General features: G+C 60.4%; 26 protein-coding genes. 25 read left to right on the forward strand and 1 reads right to left on the reverse strand.

Annotation, left to right across the window (positions count from 1 at the left end):
• Nucleotides 1-94 precede the first annotated feature (94 nt).
• The 19 genes from nifK (at nucleotide 95) to B1781_RS07475 (ending at nucleotide 12,879) form a co-directional block, all read left to right on the forward strand.
• Nucleotides 95-1,666, forward strand: a complete 1,572-nt coding sequence (gene nifK / locus B1781_RS07385) for a nitrogenase molybdenum-iron protein subunit beta (protein WP_078119044.1) — start codon at nucleotides 95-97, stop codon at nucleotides 1,664-1,666.
• Between the two features lie 59 nt (nucleotides 1,667-1,725).
• On the forward strand, nucleotides 1,726-1,938 hold the full coding sequence (gene nifT, locus B1781_RS07390; RefSeq protein WP_078119045.1) for a putative nitrogen fixation protein NifT: 213 nt from the start codon (nucleotides 1,726-1,728) through the stop codon (nucleotides 1,936-1,938).
• A gap of 24 nt (nucleotides 1,939-1,962) precedes the next feature.
• On the forward strand, nucleotides 1,963-2,157 hold the full coding sequence (locus B1781_RS07395; RefSeq protein ID WP_078119046.1) for a 4Fe-4S binding protein: 195 nt from the start codon (nucleotides 1,963-1,965) through the stop codon (nucleotides 2,155-2,157).
• 71 nt (nucleotides 2,158-2,228) lie between these two features.
• Nucleotides 2,229-2,930 (forward strand): nitrogen fixation protein NifX, encoded by a 702-nt coding sequence (nifX, locus tag B1781_RS07400; protein ID WP_078119047.1) that lies wholly within the window; start codon nucleotides 2,229-2,231, stop codon nucleotides 2,928-2,930.
• Nucleotides 2,927-3,193, forward strand: coding sequence for a DUF6129 family protein (locus B1781_RS07405; RefSeq protein WP_078119048.1), 267 nt, complete (start codon nucleotides 2,927-2,929; stop codon nucleotides 3,191-3,193). The genes nifX and B1781_RS07405 overlap by 4 nt, the downstream gene beginning before the upstream one ends.
• An 18-nt stretch (nucleotides 3,194-3,211) precedes the next feature.
• Nucleotides 3,212-3,976: a 4Fe4S-binding leucine-rich repeat protein gene (locus B1781_RS07410; protein ID WP_078119049.1), complete on the forward strand. Its 765-nt coding sequence runs from the start codon at nucleotides 3,212-3,214 to the stop codon at nucleotides 3,974-3,976.
• A complete protein-coding gene (locus B1781_RS07415; protein ID WP_164513296.1) occupies nucleotides 3,973-4,923 on the forward strand; it encodes a hypothetical protein in 951 nt (316 codons plus the stop codon). Before B1781_RS07410 ends, B1781_RS07415 begins: the two co-directional genes overlap by 4 nt.
• Nucleotides 4,924-5,111: 188 nt before the next feature.
• Entirely contained in the window at nucleotides 5,112-6,578 is a 1,467-nt protein-coding gene (gene nifE / locus B1781_RS07420) for a nitrogenase iron-molybdenum cofactor biosynthesis protein NifE (protein ID WP_078119051.1), read from the forward strand.
• Nucleotides 6,571-7,995: a nitrogenase iron-molybdenum cofactor biosynthesis protein NifN gene (gene nifN / locus B1781_RS07425; RefSeq protein WP_078119052.1), complete on the forward strand. Its 1,425-nt coding sequence runs from the start codon at nucleotides 6,571-6,573 to the stop codon at nucleotides 7,993-7,995. The genes nifE and nifN overlap by 8 nt, the downstream gene beginning before the upstream one ends.
• Nucleotides 7,979-8,437 (forward strand): NifB/NifX family molybdenum-iron cluster-binding protein, encoded by a 459-nt coding sequence (locus B1781_RS07430; RefSeq protein ID WP_334223906.1) that lies wholly within the window; start codon nucleotides 7,979-7,981, stop codon nucleotides 8,435-8,437. Before nifN ends, B1781_RS07430 begins: the two co-directional genes overlap by 17 nt.
• A 4-nt stretch (nucleotides 8,438-8,441) precedes the next feature.
• The gene (locus tag B1781_RS07435; protein WP_078119054.1) at nucleotides 8,442-8,909 is read left to right on the forward strand and encodes a SoxR reducing system RseC family protein; all 468 of its coding nucleotides are present in this window, start codon (nucleotides 8,442-8,444) and stop codon (nucleotides 8,907-8,909) included.
• Nucleotides 8,906-9,382 (forward strand): NifX-associated nitrogen fixation protein, encoded by a 477-nt coding sequence (locus B1781_RS07440; RefSeq protein ID WP_078119055.1) that lies wholly within the window; start codon nucleotides 8,906-8,908, stop codon nucleotides 9,380-9,382. The genes B1781_RS07435 and B1781_RS07440 overlap by 4 nt, the downstream gene beginning before the upstream one ends.
• Before the next feature lie 17 nt (nucleotides 9,383-9,399).
• The gene (locus B1781_RS07445) at nucleotides 9,400-9,618 is read left to right on the forward strand and encodes a CCE_0567 family metalloprotein (protein ID WP_078121961.1); all 219 of its coding nucleotides are present in this window, start codon (nucleotides 9,400-9,402) and stop codon (nucleotides 9,616-9,618) included.
• Between the two features lie 10 nt (nucleotides 9,619-9,628).
• Nucleotides 9,629-9,955 carry a ferredoxin III, nif-specific gene (fdxB, locus tag B1781_RS07450; RefSeq protein WP_078119056.1) on the forward strand — a complete coding sequence of 109 codons (327 nt, stop codon included), beginning with the start codon at nucleotides 9,629-9,631 and terminating at the stop codon, nucleotides 9,953-9,955.
• A gap of 74 nt (nucleotides 9,956-10,029) precedes the next feature.
• A complete protein-coding gene (locus B1781_RS07455; protein ID WP_078119057.1) occupies nucleotides 10,030-10,356 on the forward strand; it encodes a (2Fe-2S) ferredoxin domain-containing protein in 327 nt (108 codons plus the stop codon).
• A 17-nt stretch (nucleotides 10,357-10,373) separates the two neighbouring features.
• Nucleotides 10,374-10,862 (forward strand): hypothetical protein, encoded by a 489-nt coding sequence (locus B1781_RS07460; RefSeq protein WP_164513297.1) that lies wholly within the window; start codon nucleotides 10,374-10,376, stop codon nucleotides 10,860-10,862.
• Nucleotides 10,863-11,243 carry a hypothetical protein gene (locus tag B1781_RS07465; protein WP_078119059.1) on the forward strand — a complete coding sequence of 127 codons (381 nt, stop codon included), beginning with the start codon at nucleotides 10,863-10,865 and terminating at the stop codon, nucleotides 11,241-11,243.
• Nucleotides 11,244-11,316: 73 nt separating this feature from the next.
• Nucleotides 11,317-11,736 (forward strand): hypothetical protein, encoded by a 420-nt coding sequence (locus tag B1781_RS07470; protein ID WP_078119060.1) that lies wholly within the window; start codon nucleotides 11,317-11,319, stop codon nucleotides 11,734-11,736.
• Between the two features lie 90 nt (nucleotides 11,737-11,826).
• Nucleotides 11,827-12,879 (forward strand): FAD:protein FMN transferase, encoded by a 1,053-nt coding sequence (locus B1781_RS07475; protein WP_078119061.1) that lies wholly within the window; start codon nucleotides 11,827-11,829, stop codon nucleotides 12,877-12,879.
• Between the two features lie 80 nt (nucleotides 12,880-12,959).
• Here B1781_RS07475 and B1781_RS07480 read toward each other — a convergent pair whose 3' ends face one another.
• Nucleotides 12,960-13,235: a nitrogen fixation protein NifZ gene (locus B1781_RS07480; protein ID WP_078119062.1), complete on the reverse strand. Its 276-nt coding sequence runs from the start codon at nucleotides 13,233-13,235 to the stop codon at nucleotides 12,960-12,962.
• Nucleotides 13,236-13,431: 196 nt separating this feature from the next.
• Between B1781_RS07480 and B1781_RS07485 the strand changes: the two genes are divergently transcribed.
• The 6 genes from B1781_RS07485 (at nucleotide 13,432) to B1781_RS07510 (ending at nucleotide 18,582) form a co-directional block, all read left to right on the forward strand.
• The gene (locus tag B1781_RS07485) at nucleotides 13,432-13,755 is read left to right on the forward strand and encodes a HesB/IscA family protein (protein ID WP_078121962.1); all 324 of its coding nucleotides are present in this window, start codon (nucleotides 13,432-13,434) and stop codon (nucleotides 13,753-13,755) included.
• A gap of 22 nt (nucleotides 13,756-13,777) precedes the next feature.
• The gene (nifU, locus tag B1781_RS07490) at nucleotides 13,778-14,656 is read left to right on the forward strand and encodes a Fe-S cluster assembly protein NifU (protein ID WP_078119063.1); all 879 of its coding nucleotides are present in this window, start codon (nucleotides 13,778-13,780) and stop codon (nucleotides 14,654-14,656) included.
• A 3-nt stretch (nucleotides 14,657-14,659) separates the two neighbouring features.
• Nucleotides 14,660-15,871 (forward strand): cysteine desulfurase NifS, encoded by a 1,212-nt coding sequence (gene nifS / locus B1781_RS07495; protein WP_078119064.1) that lies wholly within the window; start codon nucleotides 14,660-14,662, stop codon nucleotides 15,869-15,871.
• 254 nt (nucleotides 15,872-16,125) lie between these two features.
• Nucleotides 16,126-17,268, forward strand: coding sequence for a homocitrate synthase (nifV, locus tag B1781_RS07500; RefSeq protein ID WP_078119065.1), 1,143 nt, complete (start codon nucleotides 16,126-16,128; stop codon nucleotides 17,266-17,268).
• Nucleotides 17,259-18,050 (forward strand): serine O-acetyltransferase, encoded by a 792-nt coding sequence (cysE, locus tag B1781_RS07505; protein WP_334223907.1) that lies wholly within the window; start codon nucleotides 17,259-17,261, stop codon nucleotides 18,048-18,050. Before nifV ends, cysE begins: the two co-directional genes overlap by 10 nt.
• A 10-nt stretch (nucleotides 18,051-18,060) precedes the next feature.
• On the forward strand, nucleotides 18,061-18,582 hold the full coding sequence (locus B1781_RS07510) for a hypothetical protein (RefSeq protein ID WP_078119066.1): 522 nt from the start codon (nucleotides 18,061-18,063) through the stop codon (nucleotides 18,580-18,582).
• Nucleotides 18,583-18,608 lie beyond the last annotated feature (26 nt).

An 18,608-nucleotide genomic window follows, 5' to 3' on the forward strand; every position in this document is an offset into this window, starting at 1 on the left:
GCTCTAAGTACCTGGCGGTCCGGTCTTCACCAAACCTTTAATGACTTCATCTAGGCTGGCGTCCGCAGATTAGCGGCGCAGCGGGAGAAAACTCATGTCTCAGAATGTCGATAACATCCAGCCCAGCTATCCGTTGTTCCGTACCGACGAGTACAAGGAAAACCTGGCCAACAAGCAAAACACCGTTGAAGAACGTCATCCGATGGAGAAGATCCAAGAGGTCTTTAACTGGACGACGACGGAAGAATACAAGGAACTGAACTTCAAGCGTGAAGCGCTGACCGTCAACCCGGCCAAAGCCTGTCAGCCGCTGGGTGCCGTGCTGTGTGCACTGGGTTTTGAAAAGACCCTGCCGTACGTACACGGTTCGCAAGGTTGTGTTGCCTACTTCCGTACCTACTTCAACCGTCACTTCAAAGAGCCGATCTCTTGCGTGTCGGACTCGATGACCGAAGATGCCGCGGTATTCGGTGGCCAGAAGAACATGTTCGATGGTCTCGAAAACGCCAAGGCCATGTACAAGCCTGAAATGATCGCCGTCTCGACCACCTGTATGGCCGAGGTTATCGGTGACGACCTGAACGCCTTCATCGGCAACGCCAAGAAGGAAGGCCATGTCGAGCAGGAATTCCCGACCCCGTTTGCGCACACGCCGAGCTTCGTCGGTTCGCACACCACCGGTTGGGACAACATGTTCGAAGGTATTCAGCGCTACTTCACGCTGAACCACATGGAAGACAAAGAGGTTGGCTCGAACGGCAAGATCAACATCGTGCCGGGCTTCGAAACCTATCTCGGTAACTTCCGTGTCATGCACCGTATGATGCAGGAAATGGGTGTCGACTACACGATGCTGTCCGATCCGACCGAAGTGCTGGATACGCCGGCTGACGGCAAGTTCCGTATGTATGAAGGCGGCACCACGATCGACGAGATCAAAGACGCACCGAACGCCATCGATACGCTGTTCCTGCAGTCTTGGCAGTCGGTCAAGTCGAAGAAGTTCACCAAGAACACCTGGAAGCAGCCTGCTGCCGACATCAATATCCCGATGGGCCTGGAATGGACCGACGAGTTCCTGATGAAGGTTGCGGAAATCACCGGCAAGCCGATCGCCAAGTCGTTGGAGACCGAGCGCGGTCGCCTGGTGGACATGATGACCGACAGCCACGCCTGGCTGCACGGTAAGAAGTTCGCCCTGTGGGGTGATGCTGACTTCGTCATGGGCATGACCAAGTTCCTGCTGGAGCTGGGTGCAGAGCCGACTCACATCCTGTGCCACCATGCCAACAAGCGTTGGAGAAAGGCAATGGAGAAGATCTGTGCTGACTCGCCTTACGGCGTCAACAGCAAGGTCTACATCGGCGCTGATCTGTGGCACATGCGTTCGCTGGTGTTCACCGACAAGCCGGACTTCATGATCGGTAACAGCTACGGCAAGTTCATCCAGCGCGACACCTTCCACAAGGGCAAGGAGTTCGAGGTACCGCTGATCCGTATCGGCTTCCCGATCTTCGACCGTCATCACCTGCATCGTCAGACGACGATGGGCTATGAAGGCGCCATGCAGATGCTCACCACGTTGACCAATGCGGTCCTCGAGCGTCTGGACGAAGAAACGCGTGGTATGGGTACGACCGACTACAACTACGACCTGATCCGCTGATGCGGTGTGGTTGGCGGGTCACGCTGTGACCCGCTAACCGGTTGATTGGAGGTTTATTCATGCCCAGCGTGATGATTCGTAGGAAGGAAAGCGGCGAACTGCTGTTCTATGTCGCCAAGAAAGACATGGAAGAGACCATCGCTACCGTCGAGAGAGATTCCGACAGCGAGTGGGGTGGCGAAGTGGAGCTGACCGATGGCACCAAGTGGTACATCGACCCCATCAGTCCTCCGCCGAACTTTCCGACAACTTTGCGTTTCAAGAAGGCGTAACCCGCGCCTCGGAGGAATCGAAAAATGGCTCTTCAAATCGTACGTGATGTCTGTACCGCCTGTGGTGATTGCGAGCCGGTCTGCCCGACCAACTCCATCGTGCCGTTCAAAGGCGTTTACAAAATCGATCCGGAAACCTGCACCGAGTGCGAGGGCGACTTCGATGTGCCCCAGTGTCTCGATGTCTGTATGGAAGATGACTGTATCATTCCGGTTTAACGCCGGATGACATGAGAGCGCGGCTACATGCCGCGCTTCTCTGGTTTCTTTCTGTGCAGAGGGTCCCGACGATGGACGCACCTATTTCCCGTGAAATGGCGCTGCGCCTGGGCTTGGCCGCTCGCGCATTGCCTGATACCGACGTGCCGCGTCTGTTGCGCACGTTGAATGATACGGTCGGCCTGCCGCCGACCAAAAAGAAACTCGAAAAGCTTACCGTCAAGGCCTTCCGCGCCGCTGCCGACGGCGAGTTCAACGATGTCGATACCGAGGTTCTGAAAGAAGCTGTTGCCATTCTCAAAGGCGAGAGCGATATGAATCAGGACCCGCTCCCCGATGTAAGCCCTTACGCCGACGGCGATATGCCCGGCTCGATCCGTGTTGCCTGCGCTTCCAACAAGGGCGAGCAACTGGATGGCCACTTCGGCTCATGCCGCAACTTCCTGATCTACCAGGTTTCGGCCGAAGAAGTGCGGTTGATCGATATTCGCCAGGCCAAGGACAGCGAGGCCGAAGACGACAAGAACGCCTACCGTGCCGACCTGGTCGGAGACTGCCAGGTGTTGTACGTGGTGTCGGTCGGCGGTCCCGCCGCGGCCAAGGTGGTCAAGGCCGGTATTCATCCGATCAAGTTCCCGCAGGGCGGCAGCGCGCGTGAGCAGGTCGAAAAACTGGCGACGATTCTCGCCGGCTCACCGCCACCCTGGTTGTCCAAGGTGATGGGCCAGGAGCCGGAAGAGCGGGTTCGTTTCGAACGGGCGGTGGAATCATGATCGAAGAAGTCCAACTGGACGAGGTCGTCGGCATCGTCAACCAGGAAGGCATCGGCACCGGGGCGGTCGAAAAGCTGCGCACCGACATGCCGTCTTTGCATTTCACCTATTGCATGGACGACGACGTGCCCAATGCCAAGCCGGTGCGTGAGATGGAAACGTTCAACGTCTATCTGGTTGACGGCCGGGATCACTGCCTGTGCTTCACCCAGAACCTGGAGCACGCGACCGGGCTGGTACTGGCCGAGATCGAGCCGGAGTAGCGCCGGGAGCGATCTTTCATGCATGCCTTGGAGAGTAAGCAAGTGGCTGAATACGCCGTAGACTGCAGCACTTGCCGGCACTGCGCTGATGTGTTGCAACAAGGCCAATGTAAACCGGGCGATGCCTGTGTGAAGGCAACCAGCGGGCGGCAGATCGATCGCTTCTTTCGCGCCAACCCGTGGCTGGCCGACCAATATGCCAAGGATGCATTCTGGGAGCGACGCGCGATCGCCGCCCGTTATATTGCACAAGATCGTCTCCTCACTTTGATCGACGATCCGGACGAGGTGGTGCGACGCGTGCTTGCCTACCGTTTGCCGGTGGACCAACTCGGCGCGCTGACCGAAGACCCCGACCGCGAGGTGCGTATCACCGTGGCCGACCGGTTGCCGGTCGGAAAGCTCGAGGTGCTCGTCGATGACGACGATTACCTGGTGCGCAAGTACGTCGCGCGGCGGCTCGCCAGCGGTCGCCTGTTCCGCATGATCGCCGACGGTGATCGTGAGGTGCGCAAGACTGTGGCGGCGCGTCTGCCGCTGGCCAGCCTGGGCCTGATGACCAGCGATCCTGAGCCGGAGGTGCGACTGACCGTCGCCGAACGGATCGATCCGCTGTCGCTGTCGACGATGTGCAAGGACCCCGACTGGCGGGTCCGCCACATGGTCGCGAAACGCTTGCCGGCCGAGCAGCTCGATCTCATGAAAGACGATGTCGACGAAGACGTCCGTTTCGTCGTCAGCGAACGAATGCACGAGCGGCCGGGTGCCGCGGAGAACCCATGATGAGCGGATTCGACCTGTCAGCCGTGGATGTCGGCGATCTGACCCAGGTGTGCATGGTTATGCCGGGTGAAGACGACCTGAGCGGACTGCTCAGACGCCTCTCGGAGGTATTGCCCGGGCTGCCGTTTTCACATGTGCTCAGCCGCGGTGGTTGGCACCGCATCGGCGGTGTGGTCGACGGTGATTACCAGCGGGTCGCCGATCATATCGATCGTTGGGTCGAACACGAAGCCGAAGGCGATGTCACCAACCTGCTCGATAAATATGAGGGGGCGGGTTTCTTCGCCACGCGTATCCAGGGTACGACCCACTACCTGACCGCACCGTGCGGCGACGGCGCCGCGGAGTTCGTGCAGCTCGAGATCGAGGAGCTGCAAGAGGTTCTCGATCGCTACCTGATCGACCCCGACTGGTTTCCGGACGACTTGGAAGAATTCATCGACCCGATGGACTACCCGCGCCTCGAACCCGAAGCGGTCGGCGAAAAGCGGTATGTGTTTCGCCGTCTGGTGCAGATCCCGGAATGGCTGCAGGAGCGCGAAGAGGTGTACGGGGCGGGCACCGGCCTGGCGCGGTGGTTTGCCGACTGGGATGCGAGCTCGGCCAGTCTCGATGGCCCGATGTGCCGCTACTGGGTCATGGGCATGCGCGAATCGATGGACAGCACCGGCTGCGCTAAATTGTCAGGGCGCCCGGTAGCCGTGGTGCGCGACGAGTTGCCGGCCATCTCGCTCGAACACGGTGCGCCGCTGGCCAATCAGCTTCACGCCTTCGACAAGGCGGCCGGCTATCCGTTCGCCTGGTACTTCCACATGCTCGCCACCACCGGTGTTGCGTTCGATATCGGTGAAGCGGTGGTATCGGACCTCGACAACGGCTTTACCTATCTGCCAGAACGCGACGCCGCGGTATTGCGTGGCTGGGCCGCCGCGCACTACGCACCCTGATCCGACAAAGCCGCTGCGCGCGCCGGCATCCTTGTCGGCATTGTTCCTACCTGCTTCGCCCATTGTCGCAAACCCTACACGGGGGAACGCCCGACTAGCATCACCATTTCAACGACTTAGGCTCGCCCCGGTCGCTGGCATATCCGTTGCAGTGGACACAACAAAACGATGCAGGGGTCCGCATTCTTATGAAGCAGAAAGATATCGCCGCTTTGCTCGATGAACCGGCTTGTTCGCATAACAAGAAATCCAAGTCGGGCTGCTCGAAACCCAAGCCGGGTGCTTCTGCCGGCGGCTGCGCCTTCGATGGTGCACAGATCGCTCTGCTACCGATTGCCGATGTCGCACACATCGTGCACGGCCCGATCGCCTGCGCAGGCAGCTCGTGGGATAACCGTGGAACCCGCTCTTCCGGGCCGACCCTGTACCGCATCGGCATGACCACCGACCTGACGGAGCAGGACGTGATCATGGGGCGCGGTGAAAAACGCCTGTTCCTGTCGATCAAGCAAGCTGTGGAAGACCACCAGCCTGCAGCGGTATTCGTTTACAACACCTGCGTTCCCGCCTTGGTCGGCGACGACATCGAAGCGGTGTGCAAGGCCGCCAGCGAACGCTGGAAGGTACCTGTGGTGCCGGTCGACGCAGCCGGCTTTTACGGCACCAAGAACCTGGGCAACCGCATCGCCGGTGAAGCCATGGTCAAGTATGTTTGCGGTACCCGCGAACCCGATCCGGTACCCGAAGATGCGGTGCCGAAGGGCCGCAAGGTGCACGACATCACGTTGGTCGGTGAATACAACATCGCCGGTGAGTTGTGGCACGTGCTGCCGCTGCTCGACGAACTCGGTCTGCGTGTGCTGTGCACCTTGTCGGGCGATGCCCGTTTCCGCGAGGTGCAGACCATCCATCGTTCGGAAGTGAACATGATGGTGTGCTCGAAGGCCATGATCAACGTGGCGCGCAAGCTCGAGGATTCGTACAAGACCCCGTGGTTCGAAGGCAGCTTCTACGGTGTGCAGGATGTCTCCAAGGCCTTGCGCGATATCGCCCGCCTGATCGACGACCCGGACCTTACCCAGCGCACCGAACAGGTGATCGCGCGCGAAGAGGCGCGAATCGATGCCGCGCTGGCACCCTGGCGTGAGCGCCTGCAGGGCAAGAAGGTTTTGCTGTACACCGGCGGCGTCAAGTCCTGGTCGATCATCTCGGCCCTGCAGGACCTCGGTATGAAGGTGGTCGCAACCGGCACCAAGAAGTCGACCGAAGAAGACAAGGCGCGTATCCGTGAGCTGATGGGTGAGGACACGCGCATGATCGAAGACGGCAATCCGCGTGCGCTGCTCGATATCGTGCGCGATTACGGTGTCGATATCCTGATCGCCGGTGGGCGCAATATGTATACCGCCTTGAAGGCGCGTGTGCCGTTCCTCGACATCAACCAGGAGCGTGACTTCGGCTACGCCGGCTACGAGGGCATGATCGAGCTGGCGCGCCAGTTGACGCTGACGGTCGAAAGCCCCGTGTGGCAGGCGGTACGCCAGCGCGGTCCGTGGCACAAGTCGGCTGCGGCACCAACTTCATCGCCACCCGATCTCGCACCGGCCGAGCCAGCCACAACAGACGACGTGCTTGCGGAGGTGAGCCATGGCTGAGGTCGTCAAACGCAACAAGGCGATGTCGGTCAGTCCGCTCAAGGCCAGCCAAACCATCGGTGCGGCGCTCGCTTTCCTCGGTTTTCACCGTTCGATCCCGATGCTGCATGGCTCGCAGGGCTGCACGGCGTTCGGCAAGGTGTTCTTCGTACGTCACTTCCGTGAACCGATCCCGCTGCAGACGACGGCGATGGATCAGGTCAGCTCGGTCATGGGTTCTGAAGACAATGTCGTCGAGGGCCTGAATGCGTTGTGCAAGAAGAACCGCCCATCGCTGATCGGCGTGCCGACCACGGCGCTTGCAGAAACCCAGGGCTCGGACGTCGGCATGGCGGTCAAGCAGTTCCGCCAGAAGTATCCGGAGTTCAGTGATGTGCCTGTGGTCGCGTTGTCGGCGCCGGATTTCAGCGGCTCGATGGAGATCGGTTTCGCCAATGCCACCAAGGCCATCATTCAGGAGCTGGTGCCGACGGCCGAGGAGGCCGGCAGCAAGCCCGGCATGCGTCGCCGCCAGGTCAATGTGTTGGTGAGTTCGGCGTTGACGCCGGGCGATCTCGAAGAGCTCAAAGAGACGATCGAGCTGTTCGGTCTGCGCCCGGTGGTGGTGCCCGATCTGTCCGACTCGCTCGATGGTCGTCTTACCGAATCGGATTTCAACCCGCTGACAATCGGCGGCACCACGATCGAAGAACTCGCGCACCTGGGTGAGGCGATGGCCACCATCGCGATTGGCAGCTCGATGAAAGGCCCCGCCGACGTGCTGCAACAGCGTACCGGCGTACCGGACTACCGTTTGCCGCACCTGATGGGCATGCAGGCGATGGACGATTTCATCAGCCTGCTGCACGAGCTGTCGGGCGAACCGGTGCCGGAAAAGATCGAACGCCAGCGCGCTCAGTTGCAGGATGCGATGTTGGACACGCATTTCATGCTCGGTATGGCGCGTTTCGCGATCGCCGGCGAGGCCGACCTGATTGAATCCTTCACCGATCTGCTCAACGGTATGGGCGCTGAAACCGTGGCTGCCGTTGCCCCGGCGAACTCGCCGACCTTGAAGAAGATTGCCTGTGAGCAGGTGAAGATCGGCGACCTCGAAGATCTCGAACAGCTCGCTGTTGAACACGCTGCCGAGGTGCTGATCGGTAACTCGCACGCCGTTGAATCGGCACAACGCCTGAATATGCCGCTGGTGCGCGCCGGTTTCCCGCAATACGACCATCTCGGCGGCTACCAGCGCACCTGGATCGGTTATCGCGGCACCCGTCAGACCCTGTTCGAGCTGGCCAACATCATGCTCGAACTGGAGAAGGGCGAGATCGAACCCTATCACTCGGTACTTGCGCAAAAGCCGGAATATCGGCAGGAGGGCACCCATGCAGCCGCGGCGGCATCTTCGGGTAGTGGGTCCAAACACTGAGGACGGTTCTCTAGACACGTCGATCAAGGTGGCGTTTGCGACGACGGATATGCAAGAGGTCAATCAGCATTTCGGTGCCGCCGAGTCGTTTGCGATGTATGCGGTAACGCCCGACAAGGCGACGCTGATCGAGGTCACCGAGTTCGGTCGACTCGATATGGACGGCAACGAAGACAAGCTCGGCGGCAAGATCGAAGCGCTGCACGGCTGCGCTGCGGTCTACAGCAATGCCGTCGGAGCATCGGCGATCGGCCAGCTCAAGAGCGCCGGTATTCAGCCGGTCAAGGTCTCGGCAGGTGCCGTGATCGCCGACCTGCTGGAGTCGTTGCGCGAGGAGTTGATTGCCGGGCCGTCGACCTGGGTCGCACGCGCACTGGAGCGGCAAAAGCCCAAGGATCCCGAGCGCTTCGCCGAGATGGAAGCGGAAGGTTGGGAGGAGTAGTCGCATGCTCGAAGCAATCGTCACGGTAACGCGCGTGGAAGGTTCCGTAGCCTGGGTTGAAGGTCAGGCGCAGTCAGCGTGTTCGCATTGCGGCAGTTCGGCCCATTGCGGCACCAGCACGGTATCCAAGCTGTTCGGCCCACGCCGTCAGGTAATGCAGGTCGAGAACGTTCTCGATGCCCAGGTCGGAGACCGCGTTGTTATCGGTATTTCGGACGCCCTGGTGTCGCGTGCCTCGCTCGGCGCCTACATGCTGCCGATGCTGTCGATGGCCATCCCCGCCGCGGTGGGAGACAAGCTCGGCTTCGGCGACGGGATGGTCGCGACCCTCGCATTGATCGGTTTCTTTGCAGGCCTGGTGGTGGTCGGCCATCTGTCGTCGAGATCGGGAGCGCGATACCGCCCGACGATGCTGCGCGTCGAGCGACCAGGCTTTTCAGTTTCACAGTTTAATCAAGGAGCAATCTCATGAGCGAAGCCGCTGTAGTCACCATCGAGGCCGAAGATCCGGTACTCGAGACTGTGTTTGCACAGGAGATGGTGCGCCAGATGCGCGCTATCGACACCTACGGTACCTACGACAACTGGCCGGTCGAGAAAATCCTCGCGCCGTTCGTGCTGACCAAGGAGCAGAAGCGTGAGATTCCGGTGGTCGGCGACCCTGACGAGATTGTGATGTCGCGCGTCAAGGCCTTCTACAACGCGATCTCGGCGATGATCGAAAAAGAATGCGGTTTGATGGCCGTGCCAATGCTCAACCTGACCCATGAAGGCTTCGGTCGCGCCTTGATCACTGTCGGCAAACTCGTCGTTATGGACAAGACGCTGCGCGACGTGCACCGCTTCAGCTTCCCGACGCTGTCGAAGATGAAAGATGAAGCCGACAAACTGCTGTCGGTGGCGCTCGAGTTGGTCGGCAAGCATTCGGAAGTAGCCGGTCTTTGAACAACGAGGAGCAGACCATGACTGAAGAAGAAATGAAGGCACTGCAAAAGGAAGTGAAAAAGGCGAAACGGATCGCCACCGAGAAGGCCGGCGAGCTGCACGACCTGGTCGAAGACCGACTGCCTGCTGCCTACGAAGAAATTCCGGGTATCTCGCAGGCCTGTTATGACGCGTGTGTGAAATGGGCGGAAGCATCCGCGCGTTTGGCCGCCGCGGAATCCGAAGCAACGGCATGAGGACAAGATCGTGGCTGACGTAGTAACTGGTGTAACACGCGGTGGCGAGACCTGGACCCCCGCATTCGTGAATGCCCTCGACCAGGGCAAATGCATCGGCTGTGGCCGTTGTTACAAGGTGTGCCCGCGCGAGGTCTTCGAGCTGGTCGACCGGGAAGACCTCGATCTAGATGATGACGACGATTGGGATGACGATGACGACGATGACGGATTCTCGGACGACACCAGCATGGTGATGAATCTGATGAATGCCTTGGACTGTATCGGTTGCCAGGCATGCAGCAAGGTGTGTCCCAAGAAGTGTCTCAGTCACGAGCCGGCGGATGTGGCCGCCTGATTCGAGCGTGATCTGGCCTGGCGGTAGGCGCCGTTTGCGTACCGTCTCGGCCGTTGTTGTATGGAGTAGTTGTAATGCCGAAACCCGAAAAACATGTGTTTGTCTGCACGCAGTCGCGTCCGATGGGGCACCCGCGTAGTTCGTGCAGCCAACATGGCTGCGCCGAGGTCTTCGATGAATTCTTGTGGCAGCTGCAGCAGCGCAACCTGTTCAATCGTGTGCAGGTGACGGCGACGGGCTGTCTCGGCCCGTGCAGCGAAGGGCCGTCCGTATTGGTCTATCCGGAAGGTGTGATGTACGGCGGGGTCAAGAAAGAAGACGTCGCTGCGCTGTTTGATGAGCATCTCGAGAAAGGTGAAACGGTCGAACGCCTGCTTATGCCGGCGGAGCACTGGGGCTGAAGACAATGGAAACGAACGTGGCTGCTATCCAACCAATCGAAGAACGGGTGCGTTTCGCACGTCGTATCGACCCGACCAGCAATGCCTGCCTGCAGGAAGCCGCCGCATCGCCGCAGGCGGATCGTGCCGAGGCCTTGTTGAACAAGGCGGCGCGCTTTGCGCCTGAAGCGCTGGCGGTCGATGTGGCGCGCTACAAGTTCTATTTCTACCGCGGCGAGCTCGACGATGCAGAGCGTGTTGTACGGGACACGCTGGAGAAGGCTGCGGTGCAGGGTGGTTTCAATGTCGACTGGCGGGCACACGATGCGCCGCTGGCCAATCGCGACGAGTCGGAGAGCGCTGCCCGCTATTACCTGTATGGCTTGAAAGCACTGGCCTTCATCAGCCTGCGGCGCGACGCGCGTGAACAGGCGATCCTGCTGCTGAACGCATTGCGTATGCTCGATCCCACCGACCTCGTCGGCGCATCCGTGATCGAAGACCTGGCGGCCGGTACGGAGGAATAGATGGCAATGATGACCGAACTTGAGTTCCGGGCGAAACAACTCGAGCCGCAGGCGATGGCGGTACACCGCGCGTTGCAAAAAGAGATCGAAAAGCTGTGTTTCACTGAACCGGTGCCGTCTATCGACGGGCTCGACGAAGCCGAGTGCTCGTTGGAGGCGGATCCCGCGTCGGGTGACAAGAGTCTTTCCTACGAATGGCGCGACAAGCATGGCCATAAAGTGGGCGGATTGGTGTTCCATGCAGATGGCAGCTTCTTCGCCGAGTATGACGTGATCCGCGCTCACCCGGCCAAGCCATCGCTGTTCGTCGAGGCGGTTTCGGCGTGGGGACGTGACGATGTCATCAAGGCAGAGGCGCGTTGCCTACCGATGGCGAGTTGACCAGACCGCGCCGGGTGTCTGCTTGGCGCTGTTGTCGCCGTCTGGCCGGGAAATCGCGGAACGGAGCTAGCTCATGGATACACGCGTCATTCTGTTCCACAAACAGTCGACCAGCGCGCGTACACGTTTCCTGAGATTCGACGGGAGCAGCAGCATCTGCGCCTTCGAACCCTTGCCGGCGAACGCCATCCTGCGCGACCGAGGTGCAGTCGACGATGCGCCACTGCATCCCGGTGCAGCCGTATCTGCGGCGGAACGCGAGCTGGGGCTCGATCGCGGTGGTCTGGAGGCCGAAGCGGAGTTCTCTGCAGTCGCCGAGGCCGACGGCGAGCCGATTCCGGTGTTCCTGGTGCGCTTTACCGCGACTGATCCGCCATTCGATCTGGCCGAGAGGCATCGCGGCACCTTTATCGATCTCACCCAGGCACGTGGCCTGCCGGAGATCGAGTTAGCCCTGCTGCGCCGTGCCTACGAGGCGGTGTTGGGCGGCTGATCCGCCCGGGTGCAACGCTTGCAAAAGCCAACGGCGCGGTGCGAGCGCCGTCGCTCGGCAGCAAATTGAGAATTCATGAGGTAAACGACCATGCCACTCAACCGTCGCGCCTTCTTGGGCGGAACCCTGACCGCCGGTGCCTTGTTGTTCTTGGGGCGCCAGGCTTCGGCTGCAGACATTCACCGCGCGCGCTGGTACCTGTTCGGCACCCTTGTCGACGTGGAGATCGTCGAAAACGATCGTGCCAAAGCCCAACGTGTTTTGGCGGATCTGGTAACGCTGTTGCGTGGTGCGCACACCCAGTGGCATGCGTGGAAGCCCGGCGAGTTGAACGACCTGAACCAGGCGTTGGCGCAGGGCGAATCCTTTGTCGTCGACGATCCACATCTGCTCAAGCTGATCCACGGCGTTCGTGAACTGCACGCAAGTAGTGGCGGCCTGTTTAACCCGGCGATTGGCCGCGTCGTGCGCCTGTGGGGTTTTCATGACGATGAACTGCCCAAAGGACAACCGCCGGCGATCCGACAGATCGAGCAGTTGATGGCCGATGCGCCCAGTCCCGCGGCGCTGCGCGTCGAGGGCCGGCGCGTCAGTAGTGACAATCGGTCGGTGCAACTGGATCTCGGCGGCTATGCGAAAGGTTATGCACTTGGCTTGGCGACCGACTTCCTCAAGCAGCAAGGCATCGAGGGCGCCATCGTTAACGCCGGTGGCGATCTGAGCGCGATCGGTCGCCATCCCTCGCGTGCGTGGCGGATCGGTGTGCGCCACCCGCAGCGGCGGGGTAGTGCGGCCAGCATCGAAACGCACGGGCACGAGGCGATTATGACGTCCGGCAACTATGAGCGTTATCGCTCGCACCAGGGCAAACGCTATCCACACATCATCGACCCGCGCACGGGTCTTCCTGCCGATCAGCTTGCCTCGGTCACGGTGGTACATCCGGATGCCGGGTTGGCGGATGCCGCTGCAACCGCGATCAGCGTGGCCGGCGAACATCACTGGCCAGAGGTCGCGGCGGCGTTCGGAGTCGATCAGGTCATGGTGATCGACAACGGCGGTCGCGTGCAGCTCACGCGGCCGATGGCGGAACGCCTATCCCTTTCCAATGCGGATCAGCGACACGCGGCGATTATCGCCTGATGTGTCTTTGATTGGCCGTCCCCGTCTCTCGTGGCGAGCGGGGAAGGCACCGATGATCTCGTCCGGTGATTGCAGTCGGTTCAATTCACCCCGGCTTCATCGCCTTCGTCGGGCCCGGCGGTCAGTTCTTCGGGCCAGCAGGCGGTGGCCGGCCCCAGCCCGGATTCGGTTTCGAAACGCACCAGGTAGAGCACCTGTGAAGGTTGCTCTTCGAGGTGCCCGGTATTGACCAGCACACCGCGTGTGCCGGTTTCAGCGACAACGGCACCTTCCTCCAAACCGGGTAGCGAGCCGTCGTTGACGATGGTGGTGGCCGCGAAAAGCATGTCTCCCGGTTGTAGATCGTTGAGCGTCATGTTGTCTCCAAAAGCATTGTGATGTTTCCCACGCGCAGTGAGTTTAGGGATGTAGAAAAGCCTACACAGCTTGCCTCGACTCACCGTCTCTTTTCCAAAAATCAGCGTGTTAGCGCGATGTTTACCGTGTGGCACATCGCTTGCAGTGCTGATGCCAGGAAATGTGCAAGACACTTGCCAGCAGGAGATGAACACCATGTTGACTTTGACCGAAAGCGCGCAGACCGCGATCAGCCGATTCATCAAAGGGGCGGAAACGCCAGTGTTGGGGCTTCGCATTGCCGTGACCGGCGGCGGTTGCTCAGGTATGCAGTACGCGATGGACCTCGTTGAAGAACGCAATCCCGAAGATGTCGAAGTGGAATGCGGCGAGGTCAAAGTCTTTATCGAGTCGCTCAGCGCGCCTCTTCTTCGCGATGTCACCGTTGATTTCGTCGACGGCATCAATGGCAGCGGATTCAAGTTCGAGAACCCGAACGCCACCAACAGCTGCGGTTGCGGCAATTCATTCTCAGCCTGATTTACTGATTTAGGGGGCCGATATGTGGGATTACTCGGAAAAGGTTAAAGAGCACTTCTTCACGCCGCGCAATGCCGGGGCCGTAGAAGATGCCAACGGTATCGGCGACGTCGGTTCGCTGAGCTGCGGCGATGCACTGCGCTTGACGCTGCGCGTCGATCCGGAGACGGAGATCATCCAGGAAGCGGGCTTTCAGACGTTCGGTTGCGGATCGGCCATCGCGTCGTCTTCGGCACTGACCGAGATCATCAAGGGTATGACCCTGGATGACGCGCTCAAGGTCTCCAACCAGGATATCGCCGACTACCTCGATGGTCTGCCGCCGGAGAAGATGCACTGCTCGGTCATGGGCCGTGAAGCCCTGCAGGCCGCTGTCGCCAACTACCGCGGCGAAGAGTGGGTCGACGATCACGAAGAAGGAGCGTTGATCTGCAAGTGCTTCGCCATCGATGCGGTCATGATCGAAGACACGATTCGCGCCAACGATCTGCGCACGGTTGAAGACGTCACCAACTACACCAAGGCCGGTGGCGGTTGTGCGGCATGTCACGAAGGCATTGAAGAGATCCTGGTCAAGGTGCTGAGCGAGAAGGGCGAGGCCTTTGATCCGACCGCGGTGTCGATCGAAGAGAAACCGAAGAAGCTCAACACCCTGCAGCGCATCAAGAAGATCGAAGAGATCATCGAGACGATTCGCCCGAACCTGCAGCGCGACAACGGTGACATCGAACTGGTCGACGTCGACGGCAAGCTCATCTACGTCAACATGAAAGGCGCATGCTCGGGTTGCCAGATGGCTGCAACCACGCTGGGCGGCGTACAGCAGGCGCTGGTCGAAGGCTTGGGCGAGTTCGTTCAAGTGCTGCCGGCAGACCAGAGACAGGCTGTAGCGGAGGGTTGATCCATGATTGAAGGTATCTATCTCGACAACAACGCCACGACCATGGTCGCCCCCGAGGTCGTGGAGGAAATGCTGCCGTACTTCACCGAGCAGTTCGGTAACCCTTCGTCGCTGCACCAGTTCGGCGACAAGGTCGGCAGGGCCCTGAAAACCGCGCGCAAGCAGATTCAGACGCTGCTGGGTGCCGAGCACGATTCGGAGATCATCTTCACCTCGTGTGGCACCGAGTCGGACTCAACCGCGATCCTGTCGGCGTTGCGCGCCCAGCCGGATCGCAAAGAGATCATCACCACGGTGGTCGAGCACCCGGCGGTGCTGACACTGTGCGAGAACCTTGAGAAAGACGGCTACAAGGTGCATTACCTGAAGGTCGACAAGCGTGGTCGCCTCGACATGCAGGAATACAAAAGCCTGCTGTCGGACAAGGTCGCGGTCGTTTCGGTTATGTGGGCCAACAACGAGACGGGTACCCTGTTCCCGGTCGAGGAGATGGCCGTGTGGGCACATGAGGCCGGTGTGATGTTCCATACCGATGCCGTGCAGGCCGTCGGCAAGGTGCCGCTCAACCTGAAAGAGTCGAGCATCGACATGCTGTCGCTATCGGGTCACAAGCTGCACGCACCGAAAGGCGTCGGTGTGCTGTACCTGCGTCGCGGCGTACGTTTCCGTCCTTTGCTACGTGGCGGTCACCAGGAGCGCGGCCGGCGCGCCGGTACCGAGAACGTGACCTCGATCATCGGCCTCGGTAAGGCCGCCGAGATGGCGATGGAGTCGATGGAGTACGAGCACACCTTTGTGCAGGCGATGCGTGATCGCCTCGAGCAAGGCATTCTCGAAAGCGTTCCGCATGCCTTCGTCACCGGTGATCCGCGCAACCGTCTGCCGAACACCTGCAACATCGCGTTCGAGTACATCGAAGGCGAGGCCATCCTGTTGCTGTTGAACAAGATGGGCATTGCCGCATCGAGCGGTTCGGCCTGTACCTCGGGTTCACTCGAACCGTCACACGTCATGCGTGCGATGGACATTCCCTACACCGCAGCACATGGCAGCATCCGTTTCTCGTTGTCGCGTTACAACAAGATGGAAGACGTCGAAAAGGTGATAGAGGCGGTTCCACCGATCGTTGCCCAGCTGCGCAAGCTTTCGCCGTACTGGGGCGAAGACGGTCCGGTGGAAGAGCCCGAAAAGGCATTCGCACCGACCTACGCCTGATCTGCGAACGCCTGGCTGTGCAAGCCGCAAAAGCCGCCGTTTCCATGGCGGCTTTTGTCGTTCTGCGAGGATGATTCGATCGCCGCGGATACGATTGTCGAACCTCCTACAAAGCCGCCCTCGTTGTCTGTCGCAGTTGCTGCATGATTTGCGACATTCAATCCGACAAGTGATTGAAATAAAAACGAATTGCGACTTGGCATGCAGGTTGCTCAATACCATCCATGAACAAGCGGACGGTGTGAGGGAAAGCTATGCGGCCCCCGGTGATCAACGATACAACGCTTCGTGACGGTGAACAGTCTGCTGGCGTGGTCTTCACCTGTGAAGAGAAGATCGCCATCGCTGAAGCGCTTGCCGATGTCGGCGTAACGGAACTGGAAGTCGGCATCCCCGCAATGGGCGAGATGGAGCGCGACGCAATTCGAGCAGTCGCCGCAAGGGACCTATCGGCTGACCTGATGGTGTGGTGCCGCATGCACCCGACCGACATCGCTGCCTGTCGTGACCTCGGCGTGCAGTGGGTCGATCTTTCGATTCCCGCATCCGACCAACAGATCACGCGCAAACTCGGTCGCGATCGCGATTGGGTACTCGACACCATCCGCAACCGTGTTCCCGAGGCGCTCGAGCTCGGTCTCAACGTCTGCGTTGGCATGGAGGACGCGTCGCGCGCCGATGTGCACTTCATGATGCAGATCGCCGATGCAGCACAAGAAGCGGGCGCATCGCGCATCCGCTTCGCCGATACCCTGGGAGTGCTCGACCCGTTCTCGGTGCGTGATCGCATCGCGGCGTTGCGCGCGATCACCGATCTGCAGATCGAGATGCATGCGCACGACGATCTCGGCCTGGCGACGGCCAATACGCTGGCCGCCGTGCTCGGTGGCGCCACCCATGTGAACACGACGGTGCACGGCCTCGGCGAACGTGCCGGCAATGCCGCGCTCGAAGAAGTCGTTATGGGATTGCGTCATCTTCACCAACTCGACTGCGGCGTGGCGATGAACCGCTACGATCGCGTTTCCGAACTGGTATCGAATGCCTCGGGGCGTGTTGTCGACTGGCAGAAGAGCCTGGTCGGGCCTGGTGTGTTCACGCACGAGTCGGGCATTCACGTCGACGGCCTGCTGAAAGATCGCATGAACTACCAGGGCGTCGATCCGGCGGAACTCGGTCGTGAGCACAGCCTGGTACTCGGCAAACACTCGGGTCGAAGTGCGATCAGCAAGGCCTACGCGGCCATGCAGATCGACGTCGATCAATACCAGTCGGAACATATTCTGCAGCGTGTGCGTGCCTACGTGAACGACAACAAGCGCGCGCCGGGCGAACAGGAACTCAGAGGCTTTCTCAACGAACTGCTGCAACCCCAGGAGGTCGCGTCATGGTCGTAGCTGCGTCGGGCGAAATGGCACCCAAAGGCAAGCAAAACAAGCTCTCTGTCTGGCAGTCATGGAAATCAGACATCAAGTGCGTCTTCGACCGTGACCCGGCCGCGCGTTCGAGTTGGGAGGTCGTCACGACCTATCCCGGTGTGCATGCCGTGCTGTGCTATCGCGTGGCCAACCGGCTGTGGCGTCGCAACTGGCGCTATCTCGGCCGCCTGGTGTCTTACATCGCACGCGTATGGACGACCGTCGATATCCATCCCGGCGCGACCATAGGGCAACGTTTCTTCATCGACCACGGCGCCGGTGTCGTGATCGGTGAAACCGCCGAGATCGGCGACGACGTGACCCTGTATCACGGCGTGACCCTGGGCGGTACCTCGTGGAAGAAGGGTAAGCGCCATCCGACGATCGGCAGCGGTTGCGTGATTGGCGCGGGCGCCAAGATCCTCGGTCCGCTGACTTTGGGTGAGAAGGTCAAAGTCGGCGCGAACTCGGTTGTCATACGCGACGTGGCTGAAGGGCAGACTGCCGTCGGCATACCGGCCAAGGTGGTGCAGGGCGGTGACTCCGTGGTCGGCCTGAATCCCAACGGCATCGATCTGAACCACCACCTGATCCCAGACCCGGTGGCTACCGCGATTGGCTGCTTGCTCGATCGCATACAGGTGCTCGAAGAGCGGGTCGCCGTGGCGTCCGGTACCGAGCAGGAGTGCGCTACCTGCGATGCGCATGACGTGTGCGAGACGGATGCCAAGCCATACCAACCGGCCGCACAACGCGCCTGAGAGACGAGCAATGGACCTACTGGATTTTACCGCCGAAGACCTGTATTTCGACGAGGCTGCCAACCCCGAGGTCGAGCAATTGTTGAACACCGCAGCCGAGGCCTACGGCACGCCGGCGGCAGAACAGGCCTTGCTGCGCGCGTTTTCGAAGGCTCCCGAAGGCCTGACGGTGCTGGTGGCCCTGTACCGCTACTACTACTACCAACTGCGCTACGAAGATGCGCTGAGCGTGGCAGACCGGGCGATGAACGTGGTGGCAAACCGTCTCGGCATCGAGCCCGACTGGCGCACGATCGATGAAAACGATCTTGCGAACGCCGTGCAACAGTCGATGACGCAGTTCCGTTTCTACCTGTACGCCCTGAAAGGGTCGGCCTACCTGAAGTTGCGCATGGGCGATCCGCAGGGCGCTCTCGAACGCCTGCAGGCAATTGCCCGTCTCGACGAGGCCGACCGGATCGGCGTGAAAGCCCTGATCGATCTTGCCAATGACGCATTGGCCGAACAAGCCGGCACCACTGCGGTCGGCTGAAACTCATTACGTTGATGTGGAGAACG

The organism is Thiosocius teredinicola (genome assembly GCF_002009425.1).
Lineage (GTDB): Bacteria > Pseudomonadota > Gammaproteobacteria > Chromatiales > Chromatiaceae > Thiosocius > Thiosocius teredinicola.